This window comes from Xanthomonas floridensis (assembly GCF_001642575.1).
In the GTDB taxonomy this organism is placed as follows: Bacteria; Pseudomonadota; Gammaproteobacteria; order Xanthomonadales; family Xanthomonadaceae; genus Xanthomonas; species Xanthomonas floridensis.
The window spans coordinates 24955-43212 of record NZ_LXNG01000002.1 but is presented as its reverse complement, the minus strand read 5'-3'; the positions used below and the strand labels follow the sequence as shown (position 1 = coordinate 43212).

Below are 18258 nucleotides of genomic sequence, written 5' to 3'. Positions count from 1 at the left end.
TATGCCGTGCATGCAGCTGCATGTGTGCAGGAAGGGCCAGATGCAGTCAGCGCTGGCATCGGCCGCAGGTGTCGCGCACTGCACGGCGCAGGCGAGCATGCTTTAACGCTCAGGCGTCTCGTTGCATTCCTGCATCCCTCCATCGCGCGCAATCCTTGCAGACGATCAAACATCCACGCAGTGGTGTAGACGTGCTGCTACAGGGTGGGAATGCCAGAATCGGCACATGTCGCTTCCCACCGTATCCGCCTCTCCTGCGTTGACCGCCTTGATCGAACGGGCCGTGGCGCGTGTCTGCCAGGCGCTGCCCGCCGGGCAGCCGCAGCCCGATGAAGCTGTCGGCCAGCAGCTGGCGCAGCTCGCGCTCGCCAGCGACTTCGCGCTGGAGACGCTTGCGCGTCAGCCAGCGCTGCTTGCGCATCTGGCGCAGGCCGACCCGCCACCCTTGCCGTTGCCCCTACTAGACCCGGCGCAACCGCAGGATTGGCCGGTGCAGCTGCGTCGCTACCGCGCCGCTGCGTCCACCCGCCTGGTGTGGCGCGATGTCTTTGGCCTGGACAGCGTGGAGGCCACCCTGGCCGGCACCACCGGCCTGGCCGAAACCTGCCTGCAAATTGGCCTGCAGGCGCTGGAGCAGCAGTTCGCCAGCCGCCATGGGCAGGTGATTGCCGACGACGGCAGCGTGCAGCGGCTGGTGGTCTTCGGCCTGGGCAAGCTCGGCGGCGGCGAGCTGAATTTTTCGTCGGACGTGGACCTGGTGTACGCCTACCCGCAGGGCGGCCAGTCCGACGGACCACGCCCGCTGGCGGCCGAGGAATATTTCGCGCGGCTGGGCCAGCAACTGGCCAAGCTGCTGGACGAAACCACCGCCGAAGGCTTCAGTCACCGCGTGGATCTGCGCCTGCGTCCGTTCGGCAGTGCCGGGCGCGTGGCCTTGTCGTTTACCGGCATGGACCAGTATTTCCAGCGCGAAGGCCGCGATTGGGAGCGCTATGCCTGGCTCAAGGCGCGCGCGGTGGCGGGTGATGTCGCCGCCGGCGAGGCCTGGCTGGAGAGCTTGCGGCCCTTCGTCTACCGCCGCTATCTGGATTTCACTGCGCTCGATGGCCTGCGCGAAATGAAGGCCGCCATCACCGCCGAGGTTGCGCGACATGACCGGCTGGACGACATCAAACGCGGGCCGGGCGGCATTCGCGAGATCGAATTTCTGGCGCAATCGCTGCAGTTGATCCGCGCCGGGCGCGAGCCGGCCCTGCGCGAGCGTCGGCTGTTGCCCGCGCTCAATGCGCTGGTCGCTGCGGGCCAGATCGAACCCGATACCGGCGCGGCGCTGGCCGAGGCGTACCGGTTCCTGCGCCGGCTGGAAAACCGCCTGCAGATGCTGCGCGATGCACAGACCCATGCCTTGCCGCAGGCGCCGCTGGACTGCGAGCGCATCGCGCTGGGCCTGGGCTACGCGGATTGGCAGGCATTGCTGGACGCACTGGCACCGCATCGCACGCAGGTGGCTGCCGAATTTGCCGAACTGCTGGCACCGCGCGTGCGCAACACCGCCCCCGATGCGCTGGCCGATTACTGGCGCGCGCTGCCCGATGGAGATGCGGCGCCACTGCTGGGGATCGGGTTGCACGATCCGGGCAGCGCGCATCAGGTGCTGGGCGATTTCGCGCAATCCTCCGGCGTGCGTGCCCTGTCCGATACCGCGCGTGCGCGGCTGGACCGCGTGGTGCCGGCGTTGTTGCATGCCGCCACCCGCGGCAGCCAGCCCGATGCGGCGGTACGGCGCATGCTGGGCCTGCTGCAGGCCACCTTGCGCCGTACCAGCTATCTGGCGCTGCTGGACGAACAGCCCAGCGCGCTTGCGCGGCTGGTGGATGTGCTCTCGCGCAGCGCGCTGCTGGCCGAGCGCCTGGCGGCCTATCCGCTGCTGCTGGACGAACTGCTCGACACCCGCATCGGCGGCGCGCTACCCGATCGTGCAGCGCTGCAGGCCGCCTGCGCCGACACCGTGCACATCGAGGACACCGAAGCGGCCCTGCGCGAGCTCAACGAACGCCGGCTGGCGCTGAGCTTCCGCATTGCGCTGGCCACGCTCGACGGCCGCCAGCAGGCGGTGGAAAGCACCCGCCAGCTGGCCTGGCTTGCCGAGGCAGTGGTGCAGACGGTGCTGGAGCTGGCGCGCAGGGAACTGGTGGCCGCGCACGGGCAGGTGCCTGGCGGCACATTTGCCATCGTGGGCTACGGCAGCCTGGGCGGGCTGGAGCTGGGCTTCGGCTCGGACCTGGATCTGGTGTTTCTCTACGACCACCCGCGCGAGGCCGAACACTCCGACGGCAAGCGACCGCTGGACGCAGGGCGTTGGTTCGCGCGACTTGCTCAAAAGGTGATGGCGCTGCTCGCCGCCGAAACCGGTGCCGGTCGGCTGTACGACATCGATGTGCGGCTGCGTCCGGACGGCGGCAAGGGTGCGCTGGTGTCGTCGCTGGCCAGTTATCGCGAGTACCAGCGCGAGCGCGCGTGGACCTGGGAGCATCAGGCGCTGGTACGTGCCCGCGCGGTCGCCGGCGATGCCGCGCTGTGCGATGCGTTCGCACAGGTGCGCCGCGACACGCTCACCCGCATACGCGATGTCGCGCTGCTGCACGAGGACGTGCGCAAGATGCGGGCGCGCATGCGCGCCGAACTGGATCGCAGCGACGCCGCGCGGCTGGATCTGAAGCAGGGCGCCGGTGGCCTGGTGGATCTGGAATTCCTGTTGCAGGCCGGTGTGCTGGGCCAGGCCGCGCAGCATCCGCCACTGCTGCAGGTGTGCGACACGCCCGCCTTGATCGATGCACTGGTGCAGGCGCAGTGGCTGCCCGGCACGGCCGCGCAAGCGCTGCACGATGCGCATGCCACGCTGGTGGAGGCCGGGCTGTCCTGCACGCTGGACCGGCGCCCGCGCCTGATCACGCCGACCGCCGCCATCCAGCACGCGCGCAGCAGCATCTTCCACGCAGCGCGTGCGCAGGGGCTGGAGTTTCCCGCCGGCAAGGATGTGGCTGCGTTGTAGGAGCGGTTGTTGTGGGAAGGCTTTCCCGTGCGATCGTCAGGCAGCTTTTCCAGCACGCGCTGACAGGAATGGGCAACCGTTACCGCGGATCTTGCAGAGCGCTGCGAAGGATCGTTGGAGGCCGCACGCCGGCAGTCACGCAAGCGCCGTTGTAAGGCATGTCAGGCACGGGGGCGCGGCGCACTGCGCCAGAGCAATGCGCGGAACGGCCCGAGCAGGAACACGCCCATGCCGAGCTTCACCGCCAGATCGCCTGCGGCCCAGCTCAGCCAGGGCAATGACGCACCGGCGAAGGCAATACTCCAGAAAATCGTGGTATCCAGCGTGGCGCTGCAGGTGGTGGCCACGATCGGCGCGCGCCACCAATTGCCGTGCCGCAGCCGGTCGAATACGGTGATGTCGAGCAATTGTGCCGCGATGAACGCCGTGCATGAGGCAGCCGCGATGCGCGGCGTCGCCAGCCATACCGATAGCAGCACCGCCAGCGCAAACCCGCACCAGGCCACCGTGCGCGCGGCCCGCGGCCCGAAGCGACGGTTGATCAGATTGCTGACCAGAAATGCCAGTGGATACGAGAACGCGCCCCAGGTCAGCCAGTCGTTGATCGGGTACTGCACCAGAATGTTGGACAGCAGCACCACCGCGCCCATCGCCAGCACCGCCCAGGTCAGAGCGCGGGCGGTGAGCGGTGCGAACTGCGGCGTGGGGGCAGTGGACATGGTGGTTTCGTGCAGGGGGTGCACCGATTATCCGCGTGCCGCTGCCGCCGGGCCAGCGCAGTGGCTGCGGTGAAGCGCGATGCCTGCGTGACTCAGCGCGCAGATGCCAATGGTGGAGACGCTCTACGGCGATACGCCGCCGCAACCAGCAGCAGCGCCGCCAGCACGCACAATCCGCCGAACAGGTCGCCCACCCGGGTATACGGCGTGGCTCGCTGCGCCCCCGCTGGGACGCTGACCAGTGCGCTGGCTCCGGGCATCGGTGCGCTGGCGGCCTGCAGCAGCACGCGGCCCTGCGCATCGCTGGCGATCAGCCAGCCTTCGCGCGCCGTGCGCACCACTGCGTAGCCGTTTTCGACGCCGCGTAGCACCGTCATGTGCGCCGACATCCAGGCATCGTGATAGCCGAAGTCCCATGCCGGTACCAGCATCATCGCCGCGTTGCGCTGGCCATTGGCGCGTGCCAGCCGCGCGAACAACATGTCCTTGCAGATCGCCAGGCCAAGCCGCGCATCGCCGATGGTCTGTAGCGCGTAGTGCGTGCCGGTGGCGTAGTGCTGCGCGCGCTCCGGCGGCGCCAGAATGTGCTTGTCGTAGGTCACCACTCGCGTGCCCTGCGGATCGAACAGCCAGGCCAGGTTGCGGGGATGTGCGCCGTGTTCGCCCACGCCGACCACCAGCCAGAGCCGGTGCGTGCGCGCCAGCGCCGCAAAGTGCGCCTGCCAGCGCGCCAACTCTGCCGGTGGCAGCACCGCAATCTTTTCCGGCAGTACCACCAGGTGCGCGCCTTGCGCGGCCAGCTCGCCGACCAGCACGTCGTAGCGGTTGCGGATCGGTTGCCAGTACGCCGGCGTGGCCGATGCGTTGATGGCCTGGTCGATGGAGGCCAGGCCGATCTTCATCGGCGTGCCCGTCGCCGGCATCTGCAGGCACCATAGGCCGTAGCCGCTGGCCGACGCCAACAGCAGCATGACGGTTCCCGCCAGCACTGCCGGGCGATGCACTCGATTGCCACGCCACAGCAGCAGTGCCAGCAGCGATGGCAGCAGGCACAGCACGAACAACAGCCCGGACACGCCCGCCAGTGAGGTGAGCTGCAGTATGGGCAGCACCTCCGCCTGGCTATAGGCAGGGCTGCCCCAGTTGCCGTCGGGCAGCAGCCGCGCCATCAGCAGATCCAGCGTGACCCACAGCAGCGGGTAGGCCAGCACACTCCAGCCATTGCGCAAACGCTGCACCAGGCGGCGCGTGCCCATCACCACCAGATGCCACACCGCTGCCATGCCCAGCGTGGCGATCACGGCAGCCGGCAGCGGCATCACCACGGCGAAGTAGGCTGTGTAGTGCGTGGCGGCCAGCAGCGTGGCGATCGCCACCGCCAGCCGCGCCTGGCCGCTGCGTTCGATCGACAGGGCCAGCCATAGCAACGGCACCGGTGCCAGCCATGCCCACCACCATGCAGGCGTGAGACCGACCCCGAACCACAGCGCCGCACCGGCGGCGAGCGAGGCCGGCAACAGGCGTGACAACGGCATCGGCTCAGGTTGCATGATCGGTTCCATCACCAGGGTGCGCGCAGTGTTCGCATGCCCGCCAACGCGGCGGCAGTGTCATCGGTCATTACTGGCTGCGCGCGGGCGGTGTTGGCAGGGCGCGTCGCGTCGTGGAGTCGCTGGCGATCGGTTGGCGGCATGGGACGCGCGCTCAGCGGTGTCCCGAGCAGTGGCATGGCAAGCGTCGGTCGGCGGGCCTGGATGTGGGTTCGCCGCAGGCGGTGGATGTGTCGCTGCAGGCGCTGTGACCCGCGACATCCTGTGGCGCGGCACCACGTCTGCAGCGTCGCGGCCACGCATCTGCGTGCTGCGCCGGCAGCGCGATGGGGTCACCAGGTCCGGCTGCTGTTATGTGCCGCCGCCTCGCCGGTCGGCAGGAACGCCAGGGCCTGGCCTTGCGGATCCTGCACGGTCCAGCCACTGCCGGCCGGGCTGGGCTGGAACGACACCATGTCGCCCACCCGAAATCCGGTGGCCGGGTCATCCTGGCGTGCCGGCCAGCGCAGCGACAGGGTGGCGTCGGTCTGCTGCGGGTTCTGCAGCTGCACCTCGCGTGCGCCCTCTGGCAAGGTCTGCACGGCTTGCACCCGCATGGGCGGCAGTGTGCCGGCGTGTGGTGTGCTGCTGGCTTCGCGCGCTGCCTGCACTGCCATGGATGCAGGGGAGAGCACAGAGGCCAGGGCCCCACCGACGACCAGCACTGGCGTCGACACTGCCAGGGCCGAATAGAATTCCGACTTCTCGCCGGGCGTGGTCATCTCACCAGCGTGCGCGCAAGGTAGCGTCGTAGCGATGAGCAACAGGCCTGCGGCCAACGCGGCACGGTTCACGGCATTTCTCCAGGAGAGATGACGGTGCGCTCAATCGACAGTTCCTTGGTTAGCGCGTCGCGTTGATGCAGGAAGTCGAACACCGATTCGACCGTGACCACCGAATAATCGCCGGAGACCCGCTCACCGCCAGGATGGTCGGTGGTTGCGGCATTGGCGGCGACAAAACGCGCACCCAGGCGCTGACGCAGATCCAGATGCAGGATGCTTGGGTGATAGCGTGCGCCACGCAACCAGGCCTGCGCTGCGCGGCGGTCGGCAATGGTCTGCGGCGGTTGGGTATCTGCGGCCAATGCGACGGCCAGCACTTCCAACACCCATTGATTGGAATTCTGGTACTCGGTGGAAAACGGGTACGCCACGATGCTGTAGCGGGGTTCATGCAGGCGATGGGCCAGCTCGCCGTTGCCGGCCAGCAAGGCATGCAGGCGTTGTTGCACGGCACGGGTCGGGACGCCCACGCGCAGATCGCTGGTCAACGCGCTTTCGCCAACGAAGTTGCTCAGGCCTTCGACATAGAGCTGCGATGCATCACTCTTGCAGCGGTTGAGCAGATGCCGCACGCGCCACAGGCCATCGTCATCGCGCAACGCAAACGCCATGTGGCTATGTTTGAGCCCGTATCGGCTCAGGTCCTGTCCTCCGCGCGCCAGCAGTACCACCTGCGCACCGGGCAATGCCTCCAGGGCTTGCGCCGCGGCGCTGGCCATGTCGAACATTGCCGCGGTGGCTTGCGGCGAGGGGTAGCGCGGTACGCACTGCGGCGTTGCTGCACTGGCGGCCCATGGCGCTGCGACCAGCAATGCCAACCCGATCGTCCACCTCAGTGTCGGTCTGCTTCTTCGCTTCTTCATCGACCAGCATCCTTGTGTCGGGCGCCATCGTCAGGCGCGTGGGTCAGGGCGACAGGCGCGCGCGCACCTGCTCGGCGATGCGCGCGGTCTCGCGTACCGGAGCGATATCGGCTCCGGCGCCGAGAACTTCATCGGTGTCGTGTAACCGCTGGCGGTCCCGCAGCGCGTGCAGGTAGGAGCCCACTCGCCCGTTTGCCAGGTTGCCGAATGCGGCGGCCACCGGCACGCGCGTGGCGCAGGCCTCGGATAGCAGGTTGACCGAATCGGCGGTGGCCACGATCGCGTCGGCCCAGCCCAGCAGGCCGGCATATGGGTTGGGACCATCGCGCCCGTCGCACCACAGCAGATGCGGCAGGCCGGCGCAGGCGGCGCGCAGCGGGGCGATGGCATCGGCCGGCGTGCGCCGCGAGAGGGTGACCAGCAGGCTGCCGCCCACTGCGCGCAGCTGCGCGCTCAAGCGTGCGCACAGCGCCGCCAGCGCCGGTGGCGTCCACGGCACCGGCGCGGTGGGCCCGCCGACCAGCAGGGCCAGCCGCGGGCCGGGCAAGCCGCCCAGCGCGGGGAACGCGTCCCGCCCGGCCGCCAGCCAGGCATCGTCCACCGGGTGGAGGCTGCCGAGCAGGGTGAGCACGTTCTCGCCGCGCAGCGCATCGTGCTCGGGCACCACCAGCAGGTCCCAGTGGCGCGGATCCAGGCGCGGATCCAGGATTTGCACACTGCGGCTGCCGCCGGCGCGCAGCAACCGGGTGGCCAGCGCTGCCTGCCGCCCGCAGCCAATGGCCAATGCAGGCGGCTGCTGCAGGTGCCGGGCGAACGCAGTGCCAAATGCCTGCTGCGCGCCGGGCAGCAGACGCGGCGCGGCCCAGCGCCAGGGCGCGCGGGCATGCAGATGGATCGGCTCAAAGGCATCGGGGTGCAGCGCACGCGCCAGCGCCTCGGCCTGGCGCGCATTGCCGGCGCGGCCGTCGCTCAGCGCCCAGGTCAGCCCCATCGTTTCAGATCCGACATAGATTTGTTTCAGATTGAACGCGTGTGGCGGCAATCGCGCCACTCTACACTGCGGGTCTTCACACTGGTGCCGACGCCACAGCTTACCGTCGCGCCATCCCTTTTTCTGGAGTGCTCATGTCCGACTCGCTCAACGCCGCCGCACTGGATCAGCTGTTCCGCACCGCCCGCACGCAGAACGCGTTTGCCGACACGCCGGTCAGCCAGGACGTGCTGCGCGAGCTCTATGAGCTGGTCAAGTGGGGCCCCACGGCGGCCAATAGCGGCCCGGCGCGCTTCGTGTTCGTGACCAGCGCCGACGGCAAGGCCAAGCTCAAGCCGGCGCTGTCCGAAGGCAACGCCGCCAAGACTCTGGCCGCACCGGTGACGGTGATCGTGGCGCACGACGAAGACTTCCACGAGAAGCTGCCGTACCTGTTCCCGCATGCCGACGCCAAGAGCTGGTTCGACGGCCCGCGCGAAGGGCGCGCCGAATCGGCGTTCCGCAACGGCTCGCTGCAGGGCGCCTATCTGATCCTGGCTGCGCGCGCGCTGGGTCTGGATGCCGGCCCGATGTCCGGCTTCGACAATGCCAAGGTGGACGCGGCGTTTTTTGCCGGCACGCCGATCAAGTCCAATTTCCTGATCAACCTGGGCTACGGTGATCCGGCCGGGCTGTTCCCGCGCTCGCCGCGCCTGAGCTTCGATGAAGCTGCGCGCTTTGAGTGATCGTTGGCAGTGCGCCGCGCCGCGCGTGACGCATCCGGCCTGACAGCAATGCTGCAGCGTGGCTGCCCGGAAGTGAGTGAGCGTGGTCATGGGAGCCGCCTGGTGTCGTTTGCGATATGTGTTGCTGCATGGCCGTATGTCGTCGATGACGCGATTGCGCTCACCCTCAGGTGAGCGCGGTCAATGCCCGGAAGCGGTGGATGTCACCTCCACTGCGCGTTCTGGGCCTGCCGTCCTTCGCCGTCTGCTCACTGCCGTGCAAGATAGGTTTGCCGTTTCCAGTTTCCTGCAGTCCTCGTCCGTCTGCGTTTCGCCCCATCCGCGTTGATCCAACGCGTCTCTCATCACATGGAGTTCCAATGAAGACCACCCACAAGCTGTTGCTGCCGCTCGCCCTGACCCTGGCTATCGCCGCCTGCTCCAAGCCGGCCGACAACGCCGCCACCCCGGCCGCCGAAACCCCGGCCGCCACCGCGCCGGCCGAGACCGCTGCTGCGACGGCACCGGCCGCTGCCGAATCGACGGCCTCGACCGCACCGGCCGTGCAGGTTGCCTCCGGCACGTACACCCTGGACCCGAGCCACACCGACGTGATCGCGCAGTGGAGCCACTTCGGCTTCTCCAACCCGAGCGCGCACTTCGGCAATGTCGACGGCACCCTGGTGTACGACGCGGCCGACGTGACCAAGTCCACCGTGCAGGTCACCCTGCCGCTGTCGGGCTTGAACAGCTTCACCGCCAAGTTCGACGAACACCTGAAGAGCGGTGACTTCTTCGACGCGGCCAAGTTCCCGAACGCCACCTTCAAGAGCACCAAGGTCGAAGCCGCCGGCAACAACAAGCTGACCGTCACCGGCGATCTGACCATCAAGGATCAGACCAAGCCGGTGGTGCTGGACGTCACCCTCAACGGTGCCGGCGAGCACCCGATGAAGAAGGTGCCGGCGGCCGGTTTCGACGCCACCACCACGATCAAGCGCAGCGACTTCGGCGTGGGCCAGTACGCCCCGAACGTCAGCGACGAAGTGAAGATCCGCATCACCACCGAAGCCCTGCAGGCCAAGGCGGGTGAGGCTGCTGCGGCGAAGTAAGCGCCGGCTGCCGGCACACCGGTGCGAGCGATCGCGCCGGTGTGTCAATGCAATGCGTCAATGCAAAAGCCCGCCGATTGGCGGGCTTTTGTTGTTGCGTGCGCAAAACGCTCTGTCACTCCTGACCGTCGCTACGTAAGAGCGGCCCTGGCCGCGGACGCTTTATCGGCAGACTCGCCGACGCGGGCGGCTGTCTGGGCAAAGCCCGTCGCGCCCAGGTGCGCCCCTACGCGAGGAGCGGCACGCGATCAGTGGCAGTGCGCACGCAAGCCATTACTCCGCTGCGGGGCTCGCCTTCCAATACCCTTTCGCACGCACCCATTCCTTGTCCACGCCCATGTGCTCTTCAATGAACTTGCGCATGGCACGGGCGCGCATGGATTCGGCACCGATCCAGTAGAACGTGTCGCCGTCGTGCGGCTCGTAGTCGCGCAGGCTGTCTTCCAGCAGTGTGCTGCTGGCCGCGTCGAAGCCGTTGCGCTCCAGCCAGTACACATCCACGTCGGCAGCGCTGAGCAGTTCCTGGCGCTCGCTGGCATCGGCCACTTCGATGAAGACGTCGGCGTGCATGTCCGCCGGCATGGCTTCCAGCCAGCGGCCGATCGCCGGTAACGCGGTTTCATCGCCGATCAGCACGTAATGATCGAAATCGTCGGCCACCAGAAACGAGCCGCGTGGGCCGCCGATGCACAGTGCATCGCCCGGTTGCGCCTGTGCCGCCCAGCTGGAGGCCACGCCGTCGCCATGCAGCACGAAGTCGATGCTGAGTTCGCCGGTTTGCGGGTCGAACAGGCGCGGCGTGTAGTCCCGGCCGGGCGAGGGGAGGGCGCCTTCGTCATAGCGCGGGCCGTCGGCCGTCATCGTCGGCAGCACGAAGGCGCCGTCGGCATTGGGGAAAAACAGTTTGACGTGATCGTCCGCCGCCTCGCTCTGGAAACCGGCCAGTTCGCTGCCGCCAAACACGATGCGGCGCATCTGCGGCGTGACCGACTCGCAGCGCACCACCTGCACGGTACGCAGGCGTGGGTCGCGGCGGATCTGGGTGTTGGTATGTGCAGCCATGAAGTGCGATTCCTGTGGATACCGTGTCGCGATACGGCGTTGGGGAGTGGGTGATGAAACACGATGAAGATCGAAATCAAGGGCGTAACAGCGCAGCAGCCAGCCAATGTTGTGCCTACCCTTCTCCCCCTCGGGACATTGTCTGCCTTCAAAGGGGAGAAGGTGCCGCGCAGCGGCGGACCAGGCTATGCGCGAAGCCTCATGTGGTTGGAACGATGCAACGCCGTCGCTTGATACTTTCGCTCCGGTGAGTTGTCGCTGGCTGCGCTACCGCTTGCGGCAATCACCGCAAACCAAAGCGCGTCCTGCGCGCATCCCATGCCAGGGGAACCACGGCAGCAGCCGACCGCGTCCCGGACCAGCGCAAGCTGGAAAGCCATAAGCGGCAGACACATGCACTTACTCATCGTCCCGCTCCATGGCATCGGCGGCGGCGTTGAGCAGGGTGGCGATGCGTATGGTTTCGGCGTCGCTCCACTGCCCGTGCCGTGCGAACAGGCTGTGCTTGATACGGTGGATGGCCTCGCGGATCGGGGCAGGGGTCTGTGCCTTGATCAATGCGCGCGCACGTTGCTGGGTACGCGCCAGCGCGGCATCCAGCGCATCGCGGTGCTCGCTGGCGTAGTGACGGCCTGCAGGGCTGAGGTGGTAGCGCTTGCGGCCCTGCTGCAGGGCCGCATCCACCCATCCGTCGGCTTCCAGTTGCGCCAGGGCCGGATAGATCGCACCCGCACTGGGCGCGTACAGGCCTTTGAACAGTGCGCCGATCTGCCGCATCAACTCGTAGCCGTGGCGTGGGTGTTGTTCGATCAGTGCCAGCAACAACAGGCGCAGATCGCCGTGCTCCAGCGGCCGCGCGCCGCTGCGCCCAGGCGCGCCGCTGCGCCCAGGCGCGCTGTCGGCCAGCGCATCCAGCTCGGATGGGCCGTGACGGCGGGAACGCATTGTCATTCGATATATCGAATCATGTGGAAACGATATATCGAAGCGGTGGGCATCGCAAGCGCGCACCTGTCGCCTGGCTGACCGGCTGCAGGCATCGGCGCCGCCATGCTGCAACGCGGCTAGACAGCGCCAATCTCCATAATTACGATGTAATTACTATGACATTACGGGCTCGGCCCGGTGAGGCAAGAGCGATGAGTCGACAGTGGGACACCCAGGCCGAAAGCCGCCGCCAGCGCCTGCAGCGCGCCGCTGCGCTCGCGCCCCAGGGGCGGGTGGTGGCCGCCGATGACGTGGTGGCGCTGCTGGAGGCGGTGATCGAACCCGGCGACCGGGTGTGCCTGGAGGGCAATAACCAGAAGCAGGCCGACTTTCTCGCGCGCTGCCTGACCGAGGTAGACCCGGCCCGCGTGCACGACCTGCACATGGTGCAGTCGGTGCTGTCGCTGGCCGCGCATCTGGATGTGTTCGAACGCGGCATCGCCAAGCGGCTGGATTTTTCGTTCTCCGGCCCGCAGGCCGCGCGCCTGGCCGGATTGGTGAGCGAAGGGCGCATCGAGATCGGTGCCATCCACACCTACCTGGAATTGTTCGGCCGTTACTTCATCGACCTCACGCCGCGTATTGCGCTGGTCACCGCGCAGGCCGCCGATCGCCACGGGAATCTCTATACCGGCCCCAATACCGAAGACACGCCGGTGATTGTGGAAGCCACGGCGTTCAAGGGCGGCATTGTGATTGCGCAGGTCAATGAAATCCTCGACACCTTGCCGCGCGTGGATATCCCTGCCGACTGGGTGGACTTCGTCACCCAGGCGCCCAAGCCCAATTACATCGAACCGCTGTTCACCCGCGACCCGGCGCAGATCTCCGAGATCCAGGTGCTGATGGCGATGATGGCCATCAAGGGCATCTATGCCGAGTATGGCGTGGAACGCCTCAACCACGGCATCGGCTTCGATACCGCCGCCATCGAACTATTGCTGCCCACCTATGCCGAATCGCTGGGGTTGAAGGGCAAGATCTGCCGGAATTGGGCGCTCAATCCACATCCGGCGCTGATTCCGGCGATCGAATCGGGCTTCGTCGAATCGGTGCATTCGTTCGGCTCCGAGCTGGGCATGGAGGCGTATATCGCTGCACGCCCGGATGTGTTTTTTGCCGGTGCCGACGGCAGCATGCGCTCCAACCGCGCACTGTCGCAGACGGCCGGCCTGTATGCCTGCGACATGTTCATCGGGTCCACCCTGCAGATCGATCTGCAGGGCAATAGCTCGACCGCCACGCGCGACCGCATTGCCGGCTTCGGTGGCGCGCCCAATATGGGGTCGGATGCACGCGGCCGCCGGCATGCCAGCGCTGCCTGGCTCAAGGCCGGGCGCGAGGCCGCACGGCCCGGCGAGATGCCGCGCGGGCGCAAGCTGGTGGTGCAGATGGTGGAGACCTTCCGCGAGCACATGGCGCCGGCCTTCGTCGACAGGCTCGATGCCTGGGAACTGGCCGAGCGCGCCAACATGCCGCTGCCGCCGGTGATGATCTACGGCGACGACGTCAGCCATGTGCTCACCGAAGAAGGCATCGCCAACCTGTTGCTGTGCCGCACGCCGGAAGAACGCGAGCAGGCGATCCGCGGCGTGTCCGGTTACACCGCGGTGGGTTTGGCGCGCGACAAACGCATGGTGGAAAACCTGCGCGACCGCGGCGTGATCAAGCGCCCGGACGACCTGGGCATTCGCCCGCGCGATGCCACGCGCGATCTGCTTGCCGCGCGCACGGTCAAGGACCTGGTGCGCTGGTCCGGTGGGCTGTACGACCCGCCGAAACGTTTCCGCAATTGGTAAGGGCTCAGCATGGAAACCTTGCGATATCGCTTTGACGGCCAGCACGGTGCGCGCACCGGTCTGGAACATGCGCTGGTGGGCGTGGTCGCCTCCGGCAACCTGGAAGTCCTGGTCGAACGCGTACCGCTGGATGGCGCGATGGAGATCCAGGTCCTCACCGCCGCGCGTGGCTTCGGCACGATCTGGCAAGCGGTGCTGGACGACTTCGCCGTACGCCACCCGCTGCGCGATGTGCGCATCAGCATCAACGATGTCGGCGCCACCCCGGCGGTGGTGAGCCTGCGCCTGGACCAGGCCATCGACGTGCTGCAAGGAGCCGACGCATGAGCCGCATGCACTGCACAGAGACAGATACCTCCGTAGGAGCGCACCCGGGTGCGACGGGCTTGGCCGCTAACGCCTCGGTCGCGCCCGGGTGTGCTCCTACACAAGTCAGCCGGAGCCGCACATGAGCACCACCGTTCCCATGGCCGACCGCAGCTATTACGAAGCCGACGCGCGCGAGCGCATCGACGGGTTGCTGGATGCCGGCAGCTTCGGCGAGTTCGTCGGCCCGCGTAGACGCCTGGTCAGCCCGCATCTGGCGCAGCTCGACGTACCGGGCGCCTTCGATGATGGCGTCATCGTGGGGCAAGGCACGCTGCGGGGCCGCAACGTGCTGATCGCCGCGCAGCAGGGCGCCTTCATGGGCGGCGGTGTCGGCGAAGTGCACGGCGCCAAGCTCACCGGCCTGCTCGAACGCGCAAGCGCCACGCGCCCGGACGCGGTGCTGCTGCTGCTCGATACCGGCGGCGTACGCCTGCATGAGGCCAACGCCGGCCTGATCGCCATCTCCGAAGTCATGCGCGCCACCCTGGACACCCGCGCCGCGGGCATCCCGGTGCTGGCGCTGATCGGCAGCGGCAACGGCGCGTTCGGTGGCATGGGCATCGTGGCGCGCTGTTGCAGCGCGGTGATCATGTCCGAAGAGGGCCGGCTGTCGCTGTCCGGCCCGGATGTGATCGAAACCGTGCGCGGTGTAGAGGAGTTCGATGCGCGCGACCGTGCCCTGGTGTGGCGCGTCACTGGCGGCAAACACCGCTATCTACTCGGCGAAGCGCGCACCCTGGTGGCAGATCGCATCGCGGCCTTCGCCGATGCTGCAGCCAGCACGCTGGACACGCTGTCCGAACCGGACGGCGAAGCCGCCTTGCAGGCGCTGGAGCGCGCGCATCAGCACTTGTCCGCGCGCATCGACGCGTACGGCGATTGCCGCGACGGCCTGGAGATATGGACGCGGCAGGGCATCGCCAATGCACAGCGCCTGCCGCTGCTGGACACCGACGCCTTCCTTGCCGCCACCGCAGACCGGAGCACGCCATGGAACTGAGCCAGTTGCTCGACCAGCTGTTTCCGCTCGGTCATGCCATCACGCGCAACGACGATGTCCTTATCGGCAGCGCCACCACCCCCGCAGGCGAGGTGACGGTGATCGGCACCGCCAACAAGCTGGAAGTGGGCGTGGACCATGCCGCCACCGCAGACCGGAGCACGCCATGGAACTGAGCCAGTTGCTCGACCAGCTGTTTCCGCTCGGTCACGCCATCGCCCGCAACGACGATGTCCTTACCGGCAGCGCCACCACCGCCGCAGGCGAGGTGACGGTGATCGGCACCGCCAACAAGCTGGAAGTGGGCGTGGACCATGCCCTGGCGCTGGCCGCCAGCGTGCTGGCCAGCACCCGCGCACATCCGCAACGCCCCATCGTGATGCTGGCCGACACCGCCGGGCAGCGGCTGGCGCGTCGCGACGAACTGCTCGGCATCAACGGCTATTTCGCGCATCTGGCGCGCGCGCTGGATCTTGCGCGCAAGCGCGGTGCGCGGCTGGTCACGCTGGTCTATGGCGAAGCCGTCAGCGGTGGATTCCTGTCCTTCGGCCTGATGGCCGATCGCATCCATGCCTTGCCGAGCGCGCAGGTCCGGGTGATGGATCTGCGTGCGATGGCGCGGGTCACCAAGCAGCCGGTGGAGACCTTGCAGGCGCTGAGCAAGAGTTCGCCGGTGTTTGCGCCGGGTGTGGAGAACTACGTGCGCATGGGCGCGGTGGACGCGCTGTGGGACGGCGATCTGGCGCAGGCGCTGCTGGAGGCGCTGGCTGCCCCTGCCGATGGCGACCAGCGTCGTGCGCGCGGTGCGCAGCGCGGTGGCCGCACCCTGGCGCACGACGTCGCTGCTGCCGTGGCAGCGGGGCAGGCCTGACATGGCCGGCCGCCACGCCCTGGTGTGGTTGCGCCCTGCGGCGCAGTGGCAGGCGCTCACGCCCGGTGCGCAGCCGCGGCTGCAGCGGTGGTTTGCTGCCGGCCTGCCGGCGGTCGTGGCGCGCCGCGACGGCAGCGAGGCACCGGGCAGCATGCGCCTGGGTGTGCCGTTGCCGCCTGCGGAAGACAAGCACCGCCTGGCGCTGAGCGTGCGCGTTGAAGAGATTGCGCGCTGCACCGCGCCGCTCGCACTGGACGCCGTGCTCGCACACGCCCCCGATACCGCGCAACCGGCCTTGCAGGCGCTGCTGACGCAATGCCAGGCCACTGCCTTGCAGCCGCGCGTGTTCGGCAGCTTCGCCTGGCAGGCATTGACCGGCCTGGCCTATGTACACGCGCACTCGGATCTGGATGTGCTGTGGACCGTCGAAACGCCCGAACAGGCGCATGCCGTGGTCGCGCTGCTGCAGCGCTGGGAACAGCGCCATGGACAACGCGCAGATGGCGAGCTGTTGCTGCCCGACGACATGGCGGTGAACTGGCGCGAATACGCTGGCAGTGCGCAGCAGGTGTTGGTGAAGTCCAGCAACGGCTGCCGCCTGCTGCCGCGGGCCGCCCTGTTCCCGGTCTGGAGCGCGGCATGAAGACGCAGGCGCAACGCAGCCATTACGTCGAAGGTACAGCCGTGCAGCGTGGCGCTGCGCCGCCGAACACTCTGCTGCCGACGCTGCATCTTGCAGAACACGCGATGCGTGAAGCGTCGAAGGCGTCAACGCTTGTTGCCGCATGCAGCGGGCATGGGCTTGAACCCGCCGATGACCGAAATCAGCCCGTCGCAGCGCAACCTGCCGCAGCGTCGGTGCTGATCACTGACAACGCGTCGCCAGTGCAGGCGCGCGCGTTGCGCACGGTGGTGTGCGATCACGCAGCGCACGCAGCATTGCAGCAGCCGTCTTCGTCCCCCGGTCAGGTTCACACCAGCCCGCTGGCACATCGCCTGGGCCGGCTCGCGGTTGGCGCGCTGCATGCCGAACTCGCATGTGCTCCCAAGCCGGGCCTGGTCACGCCGTTCGATAGCGGCAGCCACGCCGACATGGACGCATCCACCTTCCTGCGCAGCCTGTTTGCGTTGCGTGGCTATTTTGTCGCCATCGCCCAGGCCGGTATCGACGACGCGCCCTTCGCCCGCCTGCGCGATCTGGGCATCGCTGCCGAGGCCGCCATGCGGCGTGCCACGGGTGGCATCAACACGCACCGTGGCGCCATCTTCAGTCTCGGCCTGCTCACCGCGCAGTCGGCGCGCCTACGCGTTGCACAGCGCCGGCCGCCGGTCGCCGATGCCGTCTGCCAGGGCGTGCAGGTCTGGCGCGAGGCCTTGCTGGCCGCGCCGCTGGATCCGCGCAGCAACGGCCAACGCATGCGTGCGCAGCACAACGTCAGCGGGGTGCGCGAGCAGGCCTCGATGGGTTACCCGCTGCTGCGCGAGGTGGCGCTGCCGGCCTTGCGTGCCCGGCTGGCCACCGGCGCCACGCAAGAGGCCGCGCTCGCGCACACCCTGATGCAGTTGGTGGCACAGGTCGACGATCTCAACCTGCTGCATCGCGGTGGTGCCGACGGACTGGCGTATGCCAAGGCGCAGGCAGCCCGCTTTGTGGCCGACGGCGGCACCATGCAGCCGAACTGGCGCGATCAGCTCGCTGCCATCGGCCATGGCTTTGTCCGGCGTCGGCTCAGCCCCGGCGGCAGCGCCGATCTGTTGGCCTGCGCGTGGTTTCTGTACTGCCAGGAGCGCGCATGAGTCGCCATCGCCACCCACCGGCCGCCGCGCGGACCGCCGTCCTTGTCCCGTCCACGGGAGAAGGTACCCAAAGGGCGGATGAGGGCAGCTCTGCAGCTGCCGTAACGTTCGCCCAGTCCACGAGTGCATGCAGCCACGCCGCAGTCTCCGCCGCCACACGCACGGCCGTCCTTCTCCCGTCCACGGGAGAAGGTGCTCAAAGGGCGGATGAGGGCAGCTCTGCAGCTGCCGTAACGTTCGCCCAGTCCACGAGTGCATGCAGCCACGCCGCAGTCTCCGCCGCCACACGCACGGCCGTCCTTCTCCCGTCCACGGGAGAAGGTGCCCAAAGGGCGGATGAGGGCAGCTCTGCAGTGGTCGTAGCTTTCGCCCAGTCCACGAATGCATGCAGCCACGCCGCAGTCTCCGCCGCCACACGCACGGCCGTCCTTCTCCCGTCCACGGGAGAAGGTGCTCAAAGGGCGGATGAGGGCAGCTCTGCAGCTGCCGTAACGTTCGCCCAGTCCACGAGTGCATGCAGCCACGCCGCAGTCTCCGCCGCCACACGCACGGCCGTCC

Annotated in this window: 16 protein-coding genes and 1 pseudogene; 10 read left to right on the top strand and 7 right to left on the bottom strand. The window is 68.0% G+C overall.

Annotated features, from left to right (window positions below; translation table 11 throughout):
- Positions 1 to 226 precede the first annotated feature (226 nt).
- Positions 227 to 3052, top strand: a complete 2826-nt coding sequence (gene glnE, locus A7D17_RS01635; RefSeq protein WP_064507508.1) for a bifunctional [glutamate--ammonia ligase]-adenylyl-L-tyrosine phosphorylase/[glutamate--ammonia-ligase] adenylyltransferase — start codon at positions 227 to 229, stop codon at positions 3050 to 3052.
- A gap of 161 nt (positions 3053 to 3213) precedes the next feature.
- On the opposite strand, the gene A7D17_RS01630 is transcribed toward glnE, so the two are convergent.
- From A7D17_RS01630 to A7D17_RS01610, 5 genes are all read right to left on the bottom strand, one after another.
- Entirely contained in the window at positions 3214 to 3771 is a 558-nt protein-coding gene (locus A7D17_RS01630) for a VUT family protein (protein ID WP_064507507.1), read from the bottom strand.
- Between the two features lie 92 nt (positions 3772 to 3863).
- Positions 3864 to 5321, bottom strand: a complete 1458-nt coding sequence (locus tag A7D17_RS01625) for a nitrilase-related carbon-nitrogen hydrolase (protein ID WP_161946514.1) — start codon at positions 5319 to 5321, stop codon at positions 3864 to 3866.
- Between the two features lie 332 nt (positions 5322 to 5653).
- On the bottom strand, positions 5654 to 6154 hold the full coding sequence (locus tag A7D17_RS01620) for a hypothetical protein (RefSeq protein ID WP_064507505.1): 501 nt from the start codon (positions 6152 to 6154) through the stop codon (positions 5654 to 5656).
- On the bottom strand, positions 6151 to 7008 hold the full coding sequence (locus tag A7D17_RS01615; protein ID WP_064507504.1) for a DUF2145 domain-containing protein: 858 nt from the start codon (positions 7006 to 7008) through the stop codon (positions 6151 to 6153). Before A7D17_RS01615 ends, A7D17_RS01620 begins: the two co-directional genes overlap by 4 nt.
- A gap of 43 nt (positions 7009 to 7051) precedes the next feature.
- Complete coding sequence (locus tag A7D17_RS01610; RefSeq protein WP_064507503.1) at positions 7052 to 7999, bottom strand: mitochondrial fission ELM1 family protein; 948 nt, start codon at positions 7997 to 7999, stop codon at positions 7052 to 7054.
- A 134-nt stretch (positions 8000 to 8133) separates the two neighbouring features.
- Here A7D17_RS01610 and A7D17_RS01605 point away from each other — a divergent pair, with 134 nt between their 5' ends.
- Positions 8134 to 8724, top strand: coding sequence for a malonic semialdehyde reductase (locus tag A7D17_RS01605; RefSeq protein ID WP_053502876.1), 591 nt, complete (start codon positions 8134 to 8136; stop codon positions 8722 to 8724).
- Positions 8725 to 9083: 359 nt separating this feature from the next.
- Entirely contained in the window at positions 9084 to 9815 is a 732-nt protein-coding gene (locus A7D17_RS01600; protein WP_082861646.1) for a YceI family protein, read from the top strand.
- Positions 9816 to 10088: 273 nt separating this feature from the next.
- On the opposite strand, the gene A7D17_RS01595 is transcribed toward A7D17_RS01600, so the two are convergent.
- Positions 10089 to 10877, bottom strand: coding sequence for a siderophore-interacting protein (locus tag A7D17_RS01595; protein ID WP_064507502.1), 789 nt, complete (start codon positions 10875 to 10877; stop codon positions 10089 to 10091).
- Positions 10878 to 11276: 399 nt separating this feature from the next.
- The gene (locus A7D17_RS01590) at positions 11277 to 11822 is read right to left on the bottom strand and encodes a PadR family transcriptional regulator (protein WP_064507501.1); all 546 of its coding nucleotides are present in this window, start codon (positions 11820 to 11822) and stop codon (positions 11277 to 11279) included.
- 194 nt (positions 11823 to 12016) lie between these two features.
- Between A7D17_RS01590 and mdcA the strand changes: the two genes are divergently transcribed.
- From mdcA to mdcB, 7 genes and pseudogenes are all read left to right on the top strand, one after another.
- Positions 12017 to 13663 carry a malonate decarboxylase subunit alpha gene (gene mdcA, locus A7D17_RS01585; RefSeq protein WP_064507500.1) on the top strand — a complete coding sequence of 549 codons (1647 nt, stop codon included), beginning with the start codon at positions 12017 to 12019 and terminating at the stop codon, positions 13661 to 13663.
- A 9-nt stretch (positions 13664 to 13672) separates the two neighbouring features.
- Positions 13673 to 13990 carry a malonate decarboxylase acyl carrier protein gene (mdcC, locus tag A7D17_RS01580; protein ID WP_064507499.1) on the top strand — a complete coding sequence of 106 codons (318 nt, stop codon included), beginning with the start codon at positions 13673 to 13675 and terminating at the stop codon, positions 13988 to 13990.
- A 121-nt stretch (positions 13991 to 14111) separates the two neighbouring features.
- On the top strand, positions 14112 to 15032 hold the full coding sequence (locus A7D17_RS01575) for a biotin-independent malonate decarboxylase subunit beta (protein ID WP_064507498.1): 921 nt from the start codon (positions 14112 to 14114) through the stop codon (positions 15030 to 15032).
- Positions 15023 to 15175: pseudogene (locus tag A7D17_RS23555) on the top strand (biotin-independent malonate decarboxylase subunit gamma); the annotation flags it as partial. The gene A7D17_RS01575 and the pseudogene A7D17_RS23555, both read left to right, overlap by 10 nt.
- Before the next feature lie 23 nt (positions 15176 to 15198).
- A complete protein-coding gene (gene mdcE / locus A7D17_RS01565; protein ID WP_064507496.1) occupies positions 15199 to 15903 on the top strand; it encodes a biotin-independent malonate decarboxylase subunit gamma in 705 nt (234 codons plus the stop codon).
- Position 15904: 1 nt separating this feature from the next.
- Positions 15905 to 16546, top strand: coding sequence for a malonate decarboxylase holo-[acyl-carrier-protein] synthase (gene mdcG, locus A7D17_RS01560; protein WP_064507588.1), 642 nt, complete (start codon positions 15905 to 15907; stop codon positions 16544 to 16546).
- A gap of 296 nt (positions 16547 to 16842) precedes the next feature.
- On the top strand, positions 16843 to 17700 hold the full coding sequence (gene mdcB / locus A7D17_RS01555; RefSeq protein ID WP_064507587.1) for a triphosphoribosyl-dephospho-CoA synthase MdcB: 858 nt from the start codon (positions 16843 to 16845) through the stop codon (positions 17698 to 17700).
- The last annotated feature ends 558 nt before the right edge of the window (positions 17701 to 18258 follow it).